15 protein-coding genes and 1 riboswitch are annotated in these 18,763 nt (G+C 46.8%); of the genes, 2 read left to right on the top strand and 13 right to left on the bottom strand.

Annotation, left to right across the window (positions count from 1 at the left end; all coding sequences use genetic code 11):
• Positions 1 to 8: 8 nt before the first annotated feature.
• Together E7746_RS01960 and E7746_RS01955 are read right to left on the bottom strand one after the other, a co-directional pair.
• Positions 9 to 1,757, bottom strand: coding sequence for a PKD-like domain-containing protein (locus E7746_RS01960; RefSeq protein WP_136409681.1), 1,749 nt, complete (start codon positions 1,755 to 1,757; stop codon positions 9 to 11).
• A 63-nt stretch (positions 1,758 to 1,820) separates the two neighbouring features.
• A complete protein-coding gene (locus E7746_RS01955) occupies positions 1,821 to 2,774 on the bottom strand; it encodes a DUF4465 domain-containing protein (RefSeq protein ID WP_136409680.1) in 954 nt (317 codons plus the stop codon).
• Between the two features lie 149 nt (positions 2,775 to 2,923).
• Positions 2,924 to 3,159: riboswitch (cobalamin riboswitch) on the bottom strand.
• A gap of 383 nt (positions 3,160 to 3,542) precedes the next feature.
• On the opposite strand from E7746_RS01955, the gene E7746_RS01950 reads away from it, so the two are divergent.
• The gene (locus E7746_RS01950) at positions 3,543 to 4,721 is read left to right on the top strand and encodes an IS4 family transposase (protein ID WP_136409679.1); all 1,179 of its coding nucleotides are present in this window, start codon (positions 3,543 to 3,545) and stop codon (positions 4,719 to 4,721) included.
• 84 nt (positions 4,722 to 4,805) lie between these two features.
• Here the strand turns inward: E7746_RS01950 and E7746_RS01945 are convergent, their stop codons facing one another.
• From E7746_RS01945 to E7746_RS01925, 5 genes are all read right to left on the bottom strand, one after another.
• On the bottom strand, positions 4,806 to 5,024 hold the full coding sequence (locus E7746_RS01945) for a hypothetical protein (RefSeq protein WP_238337298.1): 219 nt from the start codon (positions 5,022 to 5,024) through the stop codon (positions 4,806 to 4,808).
• A complete protein-coding gene (locus tag E7746_RS01940) occupies positions 5,015 to 5,521 on the bottom strand; it encodes a hypothetical protein (RefSeq protein ID WP_136409678.1) in 507 nt (168 codons plus the stop codon). The genes E7746_RS01945 and E7746_RS01940 overlap by 10 nt, the downstream gene beginning before the upstream one ends.
• Before the next feature lie 109 nt (positions 5,522 to 5,630).
• Complete coding sequence (locus tag E7746_RS01935) at positions 5,631 to 5,813, bottom strand: alpha/beta hydrolase family protein (RefSeq protein WP_136409677.1); 183 nt, start codon at positions 5,811 to 5,813, stop codon at positions 5,631 to 5,633.
• The gene (locus tag E7746_RS01930) at positions 5,810 to 6,889 is read right to left on the bottom strand and encodes a reverse transcriptase family protein (protein ID WP_136409676.1); all 1,080 of its coding nucleotides are present in this window, start codon (positions 6,887 to 6,889) and stop codon (positions 5,810 to 5,812) included. Before E7746_RS01930 ends, E7746_RS01935 begins: the two co-directional genes overlap by 4 nt.
• A gap of 359 nt (positions 6,890 to 7,248) precedes the next feature.
• Positions 7,249 to 8,163 (bottom strand): helix-turn-helix transcriptional regulator, encoded by a 915-nt coding sequence (locus E7746_RS01925; RefSeq protein WP_136409675.1) that lies wholly within the window; start codon positions 8,161 to 8,163, stop codon positions 7,249 to 7,251.
• A gap of 716 nt (positions 8,164 to 8,879) precedes the next feature.
• Here E7746_RS01925 and E7746_RS01920 point away from each other — a divergent pair.
• Positions 8,880 to 10,196, top strand: coding sequence for a DEAD/DEAH box helicase (locus E7746_RS01920; RefSeq protein ID WP_136409674.1), 1,317 nt, complete (start codon positions 8,880 to 8,882; stop codon positions 10,194 to 10,196).
• A gap of 182 nt (positions 10,197 to 10,378) precedes the next feature.
• Here E7746_RS01920 and E7746_RS01915 read toward each other — a convergent pair whose 3' ends face one another.
• The 6 genes from E7746_RS01915 to E7746_RS01890 all read right to left on the bottom strand — a co-directional run bounded on the left by E7746_RS01915 (position 10,379) and on the right by E7746_RS01890 (position 18,750).
• Positions 10,379 to 11,851 (bottom strand): ATP-binding protein, encoded by a 1,473-nt coding sequence (locus tag E7746_RS01915; RefSeq protein WP_136409673.1) that lies wholly within the window; start codon positions 11,849 to 11,851, stop codon positions 10,379 to 10,381.
• Between the two features lie 228 nt (positions 11,852 to 12,079).
• Positions 12,080 to 13,369 (bottom strand): MFS transporter, encoded by a 1,290-nt coding sequence (locus E7746_RS01910; protein ID WP_136409672.1) that lies wholly within the window; start codon positions 13,367 to 13,369, stop codon positions 12,080 to 12,082.
• Positions 13,344 to 15,353, bottom strand: a complete 2,010-nt coding sequence (locus E7746_RS01905; protein ID WP_136409671.1) for a DUF4922 domain-containing protein — start codon at positions 15,351 to 15,353, stop codon at positions 13,344 to 13,346. Before E7746_RS01905 ends, E7746_RS01910 begins: the two co-directional genes overlap by 26 nt.
• Complete coding sequence (locus E7746_RS01900; protein ID WP_136409670.1) at positions 15,343 to 16,659, bottom strand: glycosyltransferase family 2 protein; 1,317 nt, start codon at positions 16,657 to 16,659, stop codon at positions 15,343 to 15,345. Before E7746_RS01900 ends, E7746_RS01905 begins: the two co-directional genes overlap by 11 nt.
• A 32-nt stretch (positions 16,660 to 16,691) precedes the next feature.
• On the bottom strand, positions 16,692 to 17,198 hold the full coding sequence (locus E7746_RS01895) for a GNAT family N-acetyltransferase (protein WP_136409669.1): 507 nt from the start codon (positions 17,196 to 17,198) through the stop codon (positions 16,692 to 16,694).
• A gap of 73 nt (positions 17,199 to 17,271) precedes the next feature.
• A complete protein-coding gene (locus tag E7746_RS01890) occupies positions 17,272 to 18,750 on the bottom strand; it encodes an NADH-quinone oxidoreductase subunit N (protein WP_136409668.1) in 1,479 nt (492 codons plus the stop codon).
• Positions 18,751 to 18,763 lie beyond the last annotated feature (13 nt).

The raw sequence follows: 18,763 nt of genomic DNA, 5'->3' as shown, positions 1-18,763 counted from the left end.
TATTAATATTATTTATTTTCGAGTGAATTTCTATCTTCTATTGAGAAAACTTCGGTTGAGACTTCCCCAAATGAAACATGATATTCCTGAACAGCACACTGAACCTTAACAAAATCTATATAGTCCAACTTTATCGGAGTTCCGTCAGGATACATAGCATTTGATATTTTAAAACCGTTCTTCTGTCCACCGCTAACCCCAGGTATTGGCTCCCAAACGCAATCACTACCAACATTATCCACATACCCCCAAGGATAAGGTGCATGCCCCTCATTACTCATTGTTCCGGGTATGAGTGTTCCTCTGACGGTGTAAGATTCCGGCATCCATATTGGATAATAATATTCCTGCCCATGATACTGATTTCTTTTAACACTTCCTTCTTTACCGAAGCAATCAATCCAAAAATTATCCATGGCATATGGCCCCGGACGGAAATAAGTCACCTCGTAATCCTGAATTGTAGTCGCTTTCCCGGTTTCTGAAGCTCGGAGCTCATACCATTCGTCATCAGGTAAACCATTTCCGTTGGTGTCCTGCATCACCCAAACAATTCCGGGTTCATTTGAAGTGCCAAAGGCATTTCCTAGAGTTGCAAAGTCATATTCATTTCCTTTTTGATTCTTTATACTATGGTCAAAGCCTACTATCAACGACCCTCCCCACGCTCCCAATGAAACGTACCATCCGTTCGATAAGTTACGCTCTGCAAATGCACACGCCAGTTCCATTGTTGTTTCGTTTCCCGTATAGCCATTGGAGCCCATAGTTGTATTAATAAACTGACCCGGAGCTGGAGAAAATTCATATACTTTGTTGCTTTTTTTTGCACTTGAAGCTGTCAGGGGCCTGAATCTATCAGCAGGACTGCCGGTCACACAAACAACCTTTACAGTTGTGCTTACTGATGCATCAGAATGTTCAGACTTTTCAGTAACGGTCACTGTCACCATGTAGTTGCCGGGAGATGTAGGAGTAAAAGCGTATGTTTGAGAGGAAGCGTCCGCTATTTCCTTTCCGTTCACACTCCACTTGAAAGTAGGATTTGTGAAATATTCAAGATGAGGTCTTAGGAAAACAGACTGATCGGGATAAACATATCTTACATTTTCCTCAGCCAGATAGTAAGGTTTCAAGAAGCTGACCACAAATGGATCCGACTCCAAAACCTGAATTTTTAGGTCATAGGAAGTCTTACCATCATCGTTTGAGGCGTTGATGGTGACGGTATATTCACCAATCTTATCCTCATTGAAAACATAAGTTTTTTCTCTGCCGACAACTTTGTTGTCAATTATCCATTCGATTTCGAAATTATCATCTTCATCATTCTGGATTTCCGGAGCCAAAGTATAATCTGTACCTTTTTTTACTTTCAGACCCTGAGGCGGTAGTAGGAACGAGATTGTTGGTGGAAGCAGATCAACTACTTCAATCTTTATTTCGTCTTTTACTGAACCGACTTCGGTATCCACTCGCAAAGTCACGAAATAATCGCCTATTTCATCAGATGAGAAAGTGAGAGACTGTGATGTAGAAACCAACCGACCGTCAATAGTCCAAGCAAAAACGGCGTTATTGACATTTTTATATTCCGGTGTTATCGTAATTGAACGTCCCTGCTTAACAGTGTAGATTCCTGTCTCAGAGTCAAACTCTACTGAAGGCAGCCCGTTATTGTCGTACAAGTTATCATCTTTATTGCATGATGTCAATGCAATAAAGATGATAAAAATTGCGAGTAAATATCTATTCATTTGTTTTGTCAACCGAATGAAGCTGTTTGTGATCAAGTTATCACAAACAGCTTCTTTATATTATTATTCCAATACTATATCATCAATCGCAACATAGCATGGGGTAGTAGGACCTCCTTCATGGATGTCAGATCCCCAGAAACCGAACTGAACTTTAGCTACATTGGCGGCATTAACCGTAATTGTCGTCCAAGTAGTCACACAGATGTTTTTGCCATTACGATAGTCCGCAAGTGGAGTTTCTATGCGTTTAACAATATTGCCACTTGCATCGAAACACTTTATAATGAGATTAAAATAGCCTTTTGAATCTTTAAGGGATTTAGCCGTAACTTCCACGCCATTCTCTCCAATCCACGTATTCCCATTCTGGATAACTCCATAAGTATAAGCGGTATTACAGATCTTAAGGGATTTAAGAGTCATTGAAGAAATTTCGAATGAAGCTTCTTTAGCATAACCGTAGGAGTCATCAAAACCGTAAACTACACCGAAGTTGTTCGAGCCATTAGCACCTGCTCCGCCTCGATTACCGGTGGCAGTACGAGCCGTATTATATACACTCATCTGGTTGTATTCAGACATCCACCATTTATCAGTGAAAGGCTTACCGGGATTGGGGTTTGAAGAAGGATTTGAAGTCATTGCCCAATCCGAAACTGCGATACCACCAAACATATAGGATGGAGCAATGGGGTTTCCGGTAGGCCATGAGCCTTCATTTTCCATGGATGTAAAAGATCCATCCAAATTCATTATACCCGTAATCTGGGTACCACTGTAGTCTGAATAATAATTGCGTCCATAGGATGTTGGACCAGCCAAGACATCGACATCTTCAAAGGACATCAAATTCTCGAAGTCAATTATGACCTGACTTGATGCTGAGCGGCTCAACGGCTTGCCGTCCGCTACGTCGAAGTTATCGACTAAGGCATCCTCATTGGAACACCCGGTGATGGTTGCAGCTACGACCAAAGCGAAGCCGTAAGCTGCGAAACGTAGGAGTTTTTTCATACTCGTTGTTGTTTTTAGTTAATATTAAAAAATAAATATTCCCGATAACGCTTAGTGAAGCTATAACGGGAATAGATAGAATTATAGTCGTTAAAAACAACTTACGAGGTAAGAAGTCAGACAACCTAAGCCCATAGTCCCGTAGGCGGTATCACTTGGCGAAAATGGCAGGTCTTCTGACTTATCCCGGTTCAATCGCGCCTTCCCAGTCTTACGGAGACCAGTGGCAGGTTGCGAAAAACCTTGTTCAATAACGCATATACATCGTCAAAGAACGGGAATTACAGCAGCGGGTACTGTCGAGGAATCTCACCTCATTCCCTTTTAATGCTCCTTCACGCCTCCACTCTTGGACGGCAGAGCAACCATTTCAGCCGCAAAAATACAAAAAATAACCATTACCACCAAATATTTCATTTTTTTAACCGAACAGCAAAAACCGCAAATATCTAATTTATTCAAATTGAGGATGAAGACTTTGTACCTCAATAAGCTGTTAAACTATTCTTAATGGAGTGGTTAAAATCTTTGTCCATTATAAATTATTTATAAGTACATTAGATATACATAAAGGCAGGTTTCCCCGCCTTTATGTCCATACTGCTTAATCGAGTCTGATTATGAAATTCTATATCCTAAATTAGTAGTGGTGCGATAAAAATCTTACCACTGTTATTAAAATATTAATATTTAGTCAAATACAAGAGAACATTGATTTTTTGATTTGAAATTGATTTATTAGTCTTGTTGTTCCCAAACATCAAGATTATGAATCAGGGTAAGTATGTTTTCTCCCAAGTAATCGAATTTATACCGCGCTACCAGTTCGATAAGCTCGTAAGGCTGTATAAAGGAGACTGGCATGTAAAGAATCTCAACAGTTACAATCACCTCCTTCATCTGCTCTTCGGACAGCTGACAGGCTGTGATTCGCTACGGGACATCTGTCTATGTCTGGAGGCCCATTCAAAAATGCTATATCATCTCGGTTTTCGGAAAACAGTCAACCACACATCTTTGTCGCGGGCTAACGAAAGTCGGGACTATCGAATTTTTGAGGGACTGGGAATTTATCTAATAGGATTGGTAAGGCCCATGTATTCAAAGGCTAAACTATCCGAGATAACCATAGACAACGTAATCTATGCGTTGGACTCCACAACCATATCAACCAGCATAAAACTTGCGACATGGGCATTGGGCAAATACAGCAAAGGCGCTGTAAAGATGCACACATTGCTTGATTTGCGTGGAAGCATACCGGCAAACATTCATATTACCGATGGAAAATGGCATGACAGCAACGAACTTGACATACTGTTGCCGGAACCATTCGCCTTCTATGTGATGGACAAGGCTTATGTTGATTTCAAGGCTTTGTTCAGATTCCATCAGTCACAGGCATTCTGGGTATCCCGTCCGAAAGAGAACATGAAGTTCATGACAATCGGGCAAATGGAAATACCCGATGCAAAGTCCGGCATCATAGAAGACTCTCGGATTCGTGTCACCGGATATAAATCGAGTAAACTCTATCCTGATGACATGCGGTTTGTACGAGTATATGACCCGGACAATGACACAATTGTGGATTTCATATCCAATAACTTTGAAATCAGTGCCTTGGAAATATCCAATCTCTACCGCCATCGCTGGGATATAGAAGTTTTCTTCAAATGGATCAAACAGAATATTGTCGTGAAGACCCTTTGGGGATTTTCCGAGAACGCGGTAAAAATCCATCTTTGGACTGCTGTCATTGCCTATCTTACGGTAGCTCGAATAAAGGCCGATTATAAAAGCTGCTATTCTATAACCGAAGTGGCGACCCTTATCAGAATCTCTGCTTTGGAACGTGTCGAGTTACGACAACTTCTAACCACCCAAGACTTGTCAACCAATTCAAATCAAAATGTCAAAGAACTCTCTTTATTTGATGATTTCTAAACTAACGCGATTTTATCGCACCAGTAGTATTGTTGCAAAATAAGCGTCAGCCTGTTGCAACTCGCGATACAGCACAAAATAAAATCACATGGCAAACAGTATTCGACCGCCTTCTTTGACAAAAGTCTGCGGATTCCGGTATACAGCGGCATAAACCTGCCTGTCGGTGACGGGATTTCCATCAGTCCGCACATGAAGTTTCTCTCGGTTGATAACCTCGGCTATTCGTCGGGTGGTCATTCCATATCCGGCAGTGGCAAGTACATACACCATTGCATCTTCAAGTCGCATTTTCAGTTCCATAATATATTTGGTCGTTCAAAATATTCAACAACTTTGCCTTTCTCATACAGATAACGATAATCACACTGCTTCAGGAATCTATATCCGTTAATCCAATCGTTATCGTTCGAGTCTTCAATCTTGTCGAGTTCATATTCCCTTGTATGAATTCCAAGACCATAGAATTTCATACCCTCCGTACGTGCTTCGGCTATCAATTTCTTGTTTTTATCAGACAGATAACTCCATTCAAAATCAGAAACGACCAATATGTCAGCACCTGTGAATGAATTAGTGAATTGTCGGTATCGTGGGTTATCAGGCATCTTTTTAAAAATGAAATCAAAAAGCCGGTTCTCGTCATTGCCGACTGTAATACCGCTTATATCGCTCCGCGATGCCGTCTTGAATTTCCCGGAAATGCAACCGGCATCCTCGCTTCCTCGTCCGATTCTCTTTGCAAGTTCCACTATTGCAGGATCAAGTCGTTGGAGAAATAGAGCCTCAGCCCTCTCCATAGATCTCTACCGAGGGGGCCTGACACCACCGATTGCCATAGACAAGTTGGACAGCATCTTCATTTGCGTCTTCAGTAAGAGCAGGACATGGCACCCATAGATGTACCGACTACGATTGTGTGTCATCAGCCCTATACTCTCCGGCAAGACGCAGCAACAATTGAAGAGCCTCAATGGGGCTGACAGGGATGTCGGGAGTGACAACATTGTCGTCAGGAAGCAGTTCCCGAAGCTTTTTTGCTGTGTTGGACTGACCCGATGAGGAGAGTCCATGTAAATAAATGATGTTCATATTGCTTTTTGCATTTGGTTTGACCTTTGTTTCTCTTTCCATTGAAGACGATTGAACCAGCTTTTCAACTTTCTATAAGTCGAGTCATCTTTGCCTTTGATCATTTCAAGATAGTTTATTTTACCATCTATTACATTGACAAGGTTCTTTTCCTTGCCCTTGCAGAAGTCGCGGGTGAAGATAATCTGAGCCTGTGTATAACCATATTTCTTCCACAAGTGCAAAAGCACTCGCAGATGTTTTACGCAGGAGCGTGGAACGTTGATTTTATCGCCTACAACGACTCCGGTAACTTCTTGGCGTGTGCCACGGACTAATGTCTTTGTTTTCTTCTCGTTCACTTTTAATCCATATCCCGCTATGATGTTATAAATCCTTGATTGCCAGAACAGGCTCATTCGTCGAATTGATTTGCTGTGGCTGAATGTTATATCATCGGCATAGCGGGAATACTTACACCCCATCCGTTCGGCGAGCTTTGACATATCTTTATCAAAGCTTTTCAGCACAATATTAGACAATGCCGGCGATGTCGGAGCGCCTTGCGGAAGTACTTCGATACCCGAACTGTTAGGAACGGTGCATAGTCTGCATATAATATTGATGACTTCTTTGCTTTGCAATTTGTCACCAAGTTCCCTATGAAGCGCCTTGCGAATCATAATTTTAGTTATGCTCGGAAAGAAATTTTCAAGATCCGTATTAAATATGCAGGTTTGACCGACATGTATCAATGCATTATCCTTGACACTTCTATCTAATACAAAACCGGTGGCATGGTTGTCGGGCACGAATATAGATTGCAGGAGAATGTTTATTGCTGACTGGATAGCCTTTAGCGGCTTTATCGGAGCGCTGATTGTGCGCTGCCCTCCGGATTTTTTGGGGATTGAAAACTCGACATAAGCGGATTTTCTCGCATTGGCTGACGCATACCGCATTATCTGCTTGCCGGATTTGGGCTCGGCCAAGCTCCAGCAGTCGACAAGCGGTGCTATGAAATTCAGCACCTCAAATAATTCCTTGCGGTTACCGATGGTTAAATCCTTGAGATAATCTGCAATTTGGGTTCGCATATTTCAATCATTTTGCGAGAGCAGAGAAAACATCGGTCTTACTTTCGTGTTCGCCGGATGGTCGAGGCTTCGACAATGTGCGCTGTGAACGAGGGAGTGCATTTCACATCACCGGGAGCGAAGCGAAGGTGATGGAGCATGCACGACTGGAGTGAACAGCGTGCAGGGCCGATGCCGAGTAACTGACATTGGGTGGCGTCTTGATGTAAATCAGGACGAAGTCTGCCGGATGCAGCAGACAGGTTGCAAAGGTTAGACCGATGTTTTCAATGTCCTCTTTTCTTGTTTATGACGCAAAAATATAGAGGACATATGAAAAATCGTTTCATATATGAAACGATTTTCAGAAATTGCTGAATCTATTTGTACAAGGCAGTCAAAGCCTCGGTCTTTTCTTTTATTAAATTGCGCAGCCAAACAGGAGCAAGCACTTCTATATCGCTCCCGTGGCTTAAAATCTCCTGAACAAAATCATATGCCGGCGACATATAAAAGCCGAACGTAGTGAAATCCTCTCCATTTTCCAGTTCCTCCTGTGAATGATGCAGTGGCAGCGACCTCATATACTTGGGAAATTCTCGGTAGCATTTCAAAATCACTCGTGTGGGTCGCGAATATTCATCGGAACAGATTCCATAGAAATTTGCAAAGAAATCCTTAGCCGAAAAATCCTCCGGATATTCAAATCGTTCCGTGGTAAGTTCAAGATTCGTAATTCGGTCAAGCGCGAAAATCAGTCGCTTGCCGCTATCAATGGTTTGACCAAGCATATACCACCTTCTCTTGAACAATTTGAGGCACAGTGGCTCCAACGTTCTATTGGTGTCGTTTTTCGTCGAGGAATGAAACGAGGTATATTGGAAGACTATTCTCACATTGTCCCTCAACGCCTGCAAAAGCAATGTCAGCCATTCGCGTCCTCCGGGAATCGGTTCGAGAACAATTTTATTGGCTATTGACTTGTTTTCAAGGAGCAACTGCTCAGTAGCCATACTGTCGGTAAGCCAGTTCAGAACATCATTCTTCTCTATTTCATCCTGATTGGCGATATAATACTGACTGTTTTCTCTCTTGGAAGTGCATTGAATATCAACCCCCAGTTCCGTAAGAATAGCCATCCTATGATTATGGAATGTGCGCTTTGACAATTCCACACCCTTATAGTTCAGGGAAGAGTTGTCCCATTTTTCACTGATCTCCCTAAAGGTCAATTTACCGGCATCAAGAATGGTATTAATAAGCCAGATATATTTGCGTAATGTCGAGTCAGCCATAATTCACAACTTTATACGATTACAAAGATAACCATAATGTGTGAAGATGATTTTCATACATTCACTTTTTTGTAGTTTAAAATAAGGTAAACTATTTCAGTTCACATTGCCGCCTTTTATCTACCTAAATTTTTGCAAAATAGGCGAAACCATGTCATCGCGATGTCCCCAATTCCGCCCATATAATCAATTCATCACTTCGCTAAAAAAACATTTATGCCGTTACACTTACTTTGAAGAAATAGGCTGTCATTGATGAGGTCGATGATGCGGTTGTTCTTTGTTGCGAAGATAGTCCCAAATAACGAGTATGCGCTATAATATTTCGGTGTCACGCCTTATCTACAATGAAGAACCGCAAGCGAAACAGACATAGTTTTTATTAAGTGAAAATGTGTTATTGATTGGGGAATGGAGCGATTGGATATAATAAGAAAGAGATGTCTCACGACATCTCTTTCCGTTTAAACCTTTATCTTAATCTAATACTATGAAAAACACACATACAAATGTACACATTTTTCCACATACGTTCAAAATATTTCACTAATGTTTAACATATTTTTTGGTAAAAAAAGTTCATTATAATGTCAGATTGCCACTATTTAACATTTATCAACCCATCTGTGTTGTTATATCCTATAAGCGAGGAAGCAAATATTTCAGATTTGCCGCCTAATGCTTAACTTTGTAACGAAAAAAACATCATAACCGAAATGAAACTATCGCTCATACTCGACAATATCAAATCACGACTCGGCATAGCCGAACTCAATCCCATGCAAAAGCGCGTGACGGAATCAACATCGGCCAACAACCTGCTGCTGTCACCTACAGGGTCGGGCAAAACGATTGCGTTCACGATAGCCATGCTGCGAGCGCTCGGCAAGCCGTCGGGCGAAGTCAAGGCCGTGGTAATCGCTCCGTCGCGTGAGCTGGTGATGCAGATTTACCGGGTAGTGCGCGAAATAGCCACCGGCTATAAGACGGTGGCACTCTATGGAGGACATCCGATGGCCGACGAGAAAAATTCGCTTACTCCGGCCCCCGACATAATAGTGGCGACTCCGGGCCGACTGCTCGACCACATCAACCGCAAGCATGTCGACCTTTATACGACAAAAGTGCTTGTGCTCGACGAGTATGACAAATCACTTGAGCTGGGATTCCATGACGAGATGCGCAAGGTGATACGCACGATGCCCAATCTGTCGCGCATCATTCTCACATCGGCCACCCGACTTGTCGACATGCCTGACTTCCTGAATATGTCGTCGCCCGAGGTTATCGACTTCCTGGAACAAGGTCAAAAACCGAGGGAACGCACCGCCATCGTTGAAGTAGAGAGTCCGGCACGCGACAAAATCGACACTCTCATCGACCTGCTTAAGTCGCTCAACAACGGCAAAGCCATCATCTTTGTAAACCACCGTGAAAGCGCCGTGAGAGTATTCGACCACCTTAAGAAAGCAGGACTGCCCGTGGGGCTGTATCACGGCGCTCTCGACCAGCCCGACCGCGAGAAGGCTATCGACCTGCTCAACAACGGTACGACACCTATACTCGTGTCGACCGACCTCGGCGCACGCGGCCTCGACATCGACTCGGTACACTCGATAATACACTACCACCTGCCGCTTACCGAGGAAACTTGGACTCACCGCAACGGACGCACGGCACGTGTCGACGCATCGGGCACAGTATATGTCATCACTTCCGAAGCCGATAATCTGCCTGAATACATTACATTCGACCGTAGCTATTCGCCCACAGGCACTTCGACCGACCCCATAAAGGCATCGACAGCCACAATATACTTCAACGCAGGCAAAAAGGAGAAAATATCACGCGGCGACATAGCCGGATTCCTCATCAAGCAGGGAGGCATGAAGCCCGAGTCGATAGGCCGCATAATCGTCAAGGATCACAGCGCACTTGCCGCAGTACCGGCAGCCGAAGCCGCCGCGCTCCTGTCGCGCATCGCCCCCGAAAAGCTCAAAGGCAAGCGCGTCCGCACATCCCTACTCCGCTAACCCCGCAACATCCCCGCAATTCCCCCGGCTCACCGAAAGTCGAGAGCATCCTGTCATGCAAACAGCTCAACAAATGTTAGCTACATGGCAATCACAGCTTCGTGTTCCGCCTTTTTATCGTGAACATACAGCAATGTAATGGATTCTTCGCAGATCAATAGCATCAATATTGAGCAATACGGTCATATTCTATCAAAAAAGTCTTCATAATCACCGTCAATTATTTTCCATACCCCGTTTTTTCGGCCTCCATCCCTAACAATGAACTTCATATCAGTCATTCTCTTTATGTATTTACGCACTTGTCGGTCAGAAACGCCTATATTTACAGCCATTTCGGCAATAGTGATTCCTGGATTTGCCGAAATCATTTTATAAATCATCCGCTGTGCTTTTAGGAACTCTTTTCGGAACTTATTATTCCCTTTTAGGAACTCTTTTCCCATTCCTATAACATCTTTCTGGAACTCTTTCTCATATATTATGCTATCGCTTACATAATTCAAATTCCATAACACCACATGAAATTCAGATGCATTTGACTGAAATTCAGGAATATGATAATTAGATCGACGCTCAAACCTCTTATAGGAATCAATTATCTTTTTCATTCCGCTACCTCGCCTTTCCATTAGGCCCAATCGGCTGAAAAAATCAGCCAATAACGGATTCCTTCTTTTGGACGGCACCGTAAGCGGATTTAGCTGCTGGATGAGTTTGCCATCCAACATACCGCCCGGAGAGTAGATTTCCAAACGGTCATCATACATATCAATGTGTATTTCACTTCCCATCAGCATATAATCACGATGAATAATTGCATTCGCTATAGCTTCCGTTACAGCACGTTCAGGATAATCCGGAAGTTCTTCACGATAATCATTTTCCTTCCACCATTTCCTCCGAGAATTATTTCTTACAAAAGATACGGCATCCTGTAATTGACCGATTATACATCCTTCCAATTCAACATCATCAATCGCTTCGCCCAAACCATTAGTCATATCCAATCCATTCCATCGGGTACAGAATATACGAGATTGGCGTATGGGAGATTCATCAGCCAATAATGCACCTGCATTTGTCAACTTGGCGTTTTCATCAACAATTCCCCAGGAAACAAACTCATTGTCTTCAAACGAGCGTTGTAACCTTTTGTAATGGACTGATTTAAGTTTAGAGAATGCCATATCCTCAAATCTATAGTTGGAAGGCAAACTATCGTAAGTGCGACCGGAGCCTTTTAATACAAGACTTTTCAGTTGCATGCGGTCAGCAGTAACCGATTCATTGCCAACACGGACAAATGCAATGCGTTGCTTATCTCCAATGTAATAATACGGAGTTTCCTGTCCCGGATACACTTGTATTTGCACCAGCTTTTTCCCGTCTATTTCCTTGTATTCAAGATTAATAGCCGGAACCGGATCAAGTTTACTTTTTACCTCTTCACTAATCCTCTCTGCATCACCTTCTGCATCTGCAAGTCCTACTACCTGATTATCATCACTGATGCCAAAAATCAACATTCCCCCTTCGCCATTGGCAAAGGCAGATACACTTTTAAGCCAGCTTTTAGGACGCTTGACCTCAAGCATTTGCTTTTTGTCATAGGCTGTAGATTCACCTATCAGAGTACGTATATCTATGTTCATGTCAATTATTGGGTAATCATTATAATTGTTTTTAGCTTTACTCCATCACGCTTGCATACCTATTTATATACTCGAAATTAATATTTTCTTCTTTAAGAGATTAAACGGAACTATTGCAAAGATAAACCAAAGTATATTACTACGAAAACAATTTCGATAGTTATGAGGTTGGGGAAGCTGTCGGGAGAGAATGGCGTTGGGTAAATGCGGGAGAGAGAGGCGCAGGGGTTATTTGCGGCCGAAGGATGCGGGGACCTTTATGAAGGCGGTAACGGCAATCGTGACGATGCAGCATCCCATCACCCACCAGAAGAAGTTGACATAACCCATCGTTTCCTGGAGCCATCCGGCGGCCATGCCGGGGAGCATCATGCCGAGAGCCATGAAGCCAGTGCATATCGCATAGTGAGCCGTGCGGAACGGGCCTTCACTGAAGTAGATGAGATAGAGCATATAGGCCGTGAAGCCGAATCCGTAGCCAAACTGCTCGACAAATACACAGGCATTGATCGAGAGCATATCGGAAGGCTGCACAATGGCCAGATAACAGAATGTGCCGCATGTGAGCGAGATGCTCCACGCCATAGGCCAAATCCACTTCTTGAGGCCGCCGTGGGCTGCCACGAAGCCGCCGATGATGCCTCCGAGTGTAAGTCCGATAATGCCTACGGTGCCGTAGACAAATCCCACCTCCGAAGTGGAGAGGCCAAGTCCTCCCGCCTCGCGTGAATCGAGCAGAAACGGATTGATGAGCTTGACAAGCTGCGCCTCGGGAAGTCGGTAGAGCAACATGAATGCGATAGCCACCCAAGCCTGCTTCTTCTTGAAGAACGATGCAAATGTAGCCAGAAACTCACGCATGATGTTGCGTGCCGTAACGCCCGGAGCAGGACGGTCGATTGCCGGGCGAGGCAATATAACGCCGTGGTAGAGGCTTACAAGCAGGAAGAAAAGCGACAACGCAAGCATGACGGCCATCCACGCAAGCGGAATGTCGCCCGTGCGCTCCTCAATGACTCCGGCGAGCATAACGAGCAACCCCTGCCCTACGATGGTCGCAATGCGGTAGAAGGTGCTGCGTATTCCCACGTAGAACGACTGCTGATGCTCGGTGAGAGCGAGCATGTAGAATCCGTCGGCGGCAATGTCGTGGGTAGCGCTCATAAACGCCACGACCCAGAACACAGCCAATGTAGCCTGAAAGAAGCACGACAGCGGCAAAGTGAATGCGAGAGCACCCAACCCGATGCCGATAAAAAGCTCCATCGTCACAGTCCACCACCGCTTGGTGCGTATAAGGTCGACAAGAGGGCTCCAAAATGGTTTTATGACCCACGGCAGATAGAGCCATGAGGTGTAAAGGGCTATATCGGTGTTGCTTATCCCCATGCGCTTATACATGATGACCGAGAGTGTCATCACAGCCACATAGGGCAACGCCTGAGCAAAATAGAGTGTGGATATCCACATCCACGGCCACTTGGCCGCCCTATTAATAGATTGACCTGATTTCAGCATCTTTGAAGTAATGTGACAAAATTTGACGATAATTGAAGCCACGCTCACCCATCACGGCGGCCCCTATCTGACATAACCCCACTCCATGCCCCCATCCTGCGCCATGAAGACGGAATCCATGCAGGGTGCGCTCAACCACGAAAGCCGAGCTGTAGAGGTGACTGCGCGACAGCCACTTCCTTATTTCGAGCTCCTTGCCGACAATCATAGTGCGCTTGGAGCCTACAATTTTCAACCGATAGATGCGCCCCGATGTGCCGCGTGCAAGCGGAACGAGGTCACTTATCTCACCAAAATCAATTCCCGACCGTTCACGCACAATCGCCGACAGCTCATCGACATCGTAATCGACTGTCCAGCGATAGAAGTCGACAGTTTCACGGTCGTAGTTGTTGAGCACCTGGGCAAGAATAGACTCGTCGACATCGGAGCAAAAAGCATCGGGACGACCGAGAATCCACTCACGGGCATTGGCCTCGACTGTCAGGTCGGGCAACGGGGCACCGTCAACAGCGTCACACGCGGCCACGAGATAGTCATGCCGCCGTGGCTCCCAACAGTACTGAAACTCTTCAAACGCGCCTCCGCAACACTTTGAGAAGCGGGTATCGCACAGCTCGTCGCCGTGCATAAGCACTTCGCCCCAAGTCGACAGAATGGCACTGCGCACCTGAGCGCGGCTCGCCCTTGTTATGCCCTGATAACGCTGGCAATGGTCGTCGGCACACACATCAAAGTCGACATGGTCGTCGTGGTCGTACCACTTTACACGCTCTTCGGGGGTGTCGAGCATGTCGACATGACCTGAAGCCGATGCCTTGTGACGAATCTGGGCCAGAACCCAGCTGCGCGATATAACGGCATGGGCCTTCAGCAATTCAAGCGACGCGTCGGCACTCATCTCCGACGAGATAACGCTCGTGAGATAGTCCTCGACTGACACAATGTTCAAAGCCAAAGTGAGGTCGCCCGACTTTTTCAATTTAAGATTGCCAAGGAATGACTGATCCTCCTTGCGCTGCCAATGGAAGTCAACACCTATCGTGACATCCTTTAGCGTGAAATAGGAGTCGGAGGAAAGCGGACGGAACTCAGCGCCTTCGGCATCGGCCTCAAAAGGGCCGTGCAACTCATATTGTATTTCGGGTGCCGACATGATGCCGACATTGACCGACAGCTCATGTGACGCAAAGGCGACATCGTTGAATATCGCAGCCGCCAACGATGAGTCGACAGCATCGAAATCGGCCTCGGAAACGGTAATAAGAGTGCCGAACACATCAACGGCACCGGGGCTCACCTTGACGGTGTCGTAACACAGAGGACGATGCGCACGCCTCGGCACTACAACCGCCTCGATTGTCGAGGAGTCGACAGCACGCAGGGCTATGTTGACCATGGGCTCGTCACCGTAGGCCGACAAAGAGTCGAGCAACTCAGACAACGCTTCGCCTACACGCTCCTGCGAATCAATGAAGTAGTGACGCTTGAACGGATAACGCCTGTCAAGCGGCATATACTCCGACGGAACAGCCTGAAAGTGAAGATGATCGGGAGCCGACGCACCGCATTGCGGCCCGTTGTAGAACACCGTGTAGCCTTCAAGGTCACAGGCGAGCCTCAACATGTCGCCTACATGACCATTGACCGACTGCGGCTCATGATGGCACGAGGCAATGGTGAGATGACCGGGAAATATAGGGAACGGATTGACCAGAATTTCATAGTCGCCCCATTGATGTATATGCTGACACTGAGGACGGTTGTCACGGCACAGGAAGCATGGACGAGCGGCAATGGATGCCTTGTCAACCTTGGCACCGGTGCTTACGACACGTGCAGGATTGGACTGAACCCGCCACGGAATACCGTCGACCGTCACATCCTTGATCTTCACATCGCGCAGCGACATGGTGCGCAACCTCACCTCCTCCCAGTCACGCAGCTGATCATCGACCAGCCGGTCAATAGCGTCACGCTTCATGTCGGTCACGGTTAAGGTTGATGCGCGCCTCAAGTTCCCACGACCTCAGGGTGTCCTTATAGAGGTTGTTGGCGTTCAAGCGGTCGAGTGACAATGATGCATCGGAATTTCCTTCCCACCTGCGGCACAGATAGAGCACATCGTAGATGCGTCCTATGCGGTATTCGCGTGACACGGCAAGTCCCATCGCATAATCCTCACCGTAACAGGTGTCGGGGAACAGAATGTCACGCACAACCGGGGTGAAGAACGCACGAGGCGCTCCAAGCCCGTTGACACGCAAGGCATTGTTACGCCCGTTAGCATCGGTCCATTCACGATGGTCGATGACACCGGGCGGTATAGGATTTTTGTCGAAATCGGTCAACATGTAACTGCCCACCACCATTGCGCAGTTGCTGCGATAAAACTCGTCAACGATGCGCGTCAGAACTGAAGTGTCGCTGTAGACATCGTCGCTGTCGAGCTGCACGGCAAACTTGCCACATTGGCTGTCGGTCAAAGCACGGTTCCAGCATCCGCCAATACCGAGAGTGTCCGACTCGGGGACGATGTGAATCACGCGGTCGTCGGCAGCCGCAATCGACGCTACGACCTCGGTAGTTCCATCGGTGGAGTGATTGTCGACAACTATAACATTGAAGCGGAACGGAGCCTCCTGCGACAATGCACTCTTGACGGCATCGGCCACGGTGCTGACACGATTGCGCACGGGGATAACCACCGACGCTTCAACAGGCCAGCTTCCGGAGAGGTCGACCTTGCGGAACTCGGGTTCAAGCCACGCGCCAACGGCCTTGAGGTGCTCGGTACAGGCCTGCTCCATCTCGACCTGCACGGCGCGATTGCGCGGATCAACATAGTCAAACTGCGAACCACCGCCGGACACACCCTCAGAGGCGTAGAGCAACTCGGGACAATGCACCACTTTACCCTGACGCGACAGGGCAAGCCGCAGAGCATAGAACGCAGCATAGTCATAGTGACGCTGAACCGAAGCCAACGCGCTTTCAAGCGCACGAGAGTCAACGAGCATCAGATGCCCGAAATCGAAATCGTCACGAAGCACTCCGCCACGGCTGCAGTCAATGAGCCTATGCGGCGACAACAGACCGTCGCGCCGCTCGTAGTAGTCGGAGTAGACAACCGATGCGCCGGTCATGCGCGCCACCTGACGCATACGATGCAGCGCATTGTCCGACAGATGCACCGTCACGCCGCGACGCACAATGAATATATATTCGTCAACCTGCCCGACAAGAGGCATAATGGCCTCGGACGAGCACAAAAAATCCAATTCAATCATAATACGCAAATCTACGAAAAAATATTCATGATTCAGGCAGGAGCGAGAAGCTTTTCATAGGCCCGTCGCAGCCCCGAATCGTAACGTACCTCACCGCAATAGATGAATCCGAGTTTATCGAATATGCGCAGCATGTAGAAATTGTCGTAATTGGTGTCGACCCTGAACGATGTCACACCCCTGTCACGGGCAAGCTCCTCAACCGACGACATGAACCTTACGGCGACACCGCGTCGCTTCGCCTCATCGGCCACGGCAAGGCGATGAACGACAACATAAGGCACATCGGCCAGCCAGCGGCCGTCGAGCATGTCATAGGCCGGCTCTCCGTCAAAAACCACGGCCCCATAAGCGACAACGCCGTCACCATTGTCAAGGACATAACCATAGCCCGACGCGATGTCACGCTCGATGTCGGCAACCGCGGGATAACTCTCGCTCCACTGGTGCTTGCCCTCGCGATACATCTGTGCCTTGGCCTGATTGATGATGGTCCAGATGCGAGGGATGTCGGACTCAACGGCAATTCTAAAAATCATACAAGAAGATTAAACAGTGAAGGGCGACCCTTACGAGCCACCCTTCGTATTAAAATTGAGTGTTAAGTTTCAATTAGTTGGCAAACATCGTGAAGATGTATTCGGGATTGGCAACCGAAGAATCGATGAGTCCGTTGTAGATGCAGCTTACAACACCAACAAGGATAATGCCTGCAACACAAATCCACATTGCAACACGCTCGGATGATGCCGAACGGAAAGCGGGGATGACACACTCCTGCTGATTGTTGATGAACATCGCCTTAACCACGAGCAAGTAGTAGTAGAGCGAGATGATGGTGTTGATCAACGCAATGAGCACGAGGATGTAGAGCGCCGGAGTTCCGGGAGCGACAGCCGAGGTGAAGATGAAGAACTTGCTGAAGAAACCGGCAAACGGAGGAATACCCGCAAGCGAGAACATGGCAAGCATCATCGTGAAGGCAAGCTTGGGATTGGTGCTGTAGAGATTGTTGTAATCGTCCATGTCGACACGACCGGTCTTGTTTTCGATGGCTGAGATGACACCGAATGCGGCAAGGTTGGAGAAGATGTAGACAAGGATGTAGAAAATCAACGAACCAAGACCCTGAGCGCTTCCTGCAATCACACCAAGCATGATATAACCGGCCTGGGAGATTGAGGAGAATGCGAGGAATCGCTTAAGATTCTTCTGACGCAGAGCAAAGAGGTTACCGATTGTGATAGTGAGGATGATGAGTGCATAGAGCATCCACTCCCAGATGCCGTTGTAGAACGGACCGAATACCTGCACGAGAATCACGAAGAATGCAAATGCGGCAGCACCCTTTGAGATAACCGAAAGATAGGAGGTAACCGAAGTGGGAGCACCCTGATAGACATCGGCAGTCCAAAGGTGGAAGGGAACCAGCGAGAGCTTGAATCCCATACCGCCAATGACAAACGCGATGGCAACGATGAGCAACGCACCGCCGTCGACAATCGAAGCGGCAACATCGCTGAAGTAGAGAGTTCCCGAAAGTGCATAGACAAAGCTCAATCCCATCATGAAGATAGCCGACGAGAATACAGCGGTGAGGATGTACTTAACGGCAGCCTCATGGCTCTCATAACGGTTCTTGTCAAATGCCACGAGAGCGGCAAGCGGAAGAGAAGCCGTTTCGAGGCCGATGATGAACAGCAGGAAGTGACGAGCCGAAATCATGAGGTACATACCGAAAAGGGTGATGAGCAGCAGCTCGTAGAACTCGCCGCGACGCACACGCATGAACTCGGAGTCGGCCCACTTGATTGACTGAAGAATAACGATGAACACACCGATGTTGAGGACATTCTTGATGCCTATCATCACGGGTGAAGTAACATACATGCCACCAAAGGCCGAAGCTACCTGCTTGTCGATGGGGAATACGAAGCCCAGCGCAGTGAGCAAACCGAAAAGACACACAGTGAACATGGTGAATCCCTTGGGTGCAGGGCGCGAGCTGAATGTATCAAATAAAAAGACCAATAAGATGAGGACCAGCAATCCTATCTCTTGATGCATGACCAAAAACTGTGAATAATCCATATCTTATAAATCC

It is taken from the genome of Muribaculum gordoncarteri (genome assembly GCF_004803695.1).
GTDB lineage: Bacteria > Bacteroidota > Bacteroidia > Bacteroidales > Muribaculaceae > Muribaculum > Muribaculum gordoncarteri.
This window is presented reverse-complemented; position numbering and strand designations above follow the sequence as displayed.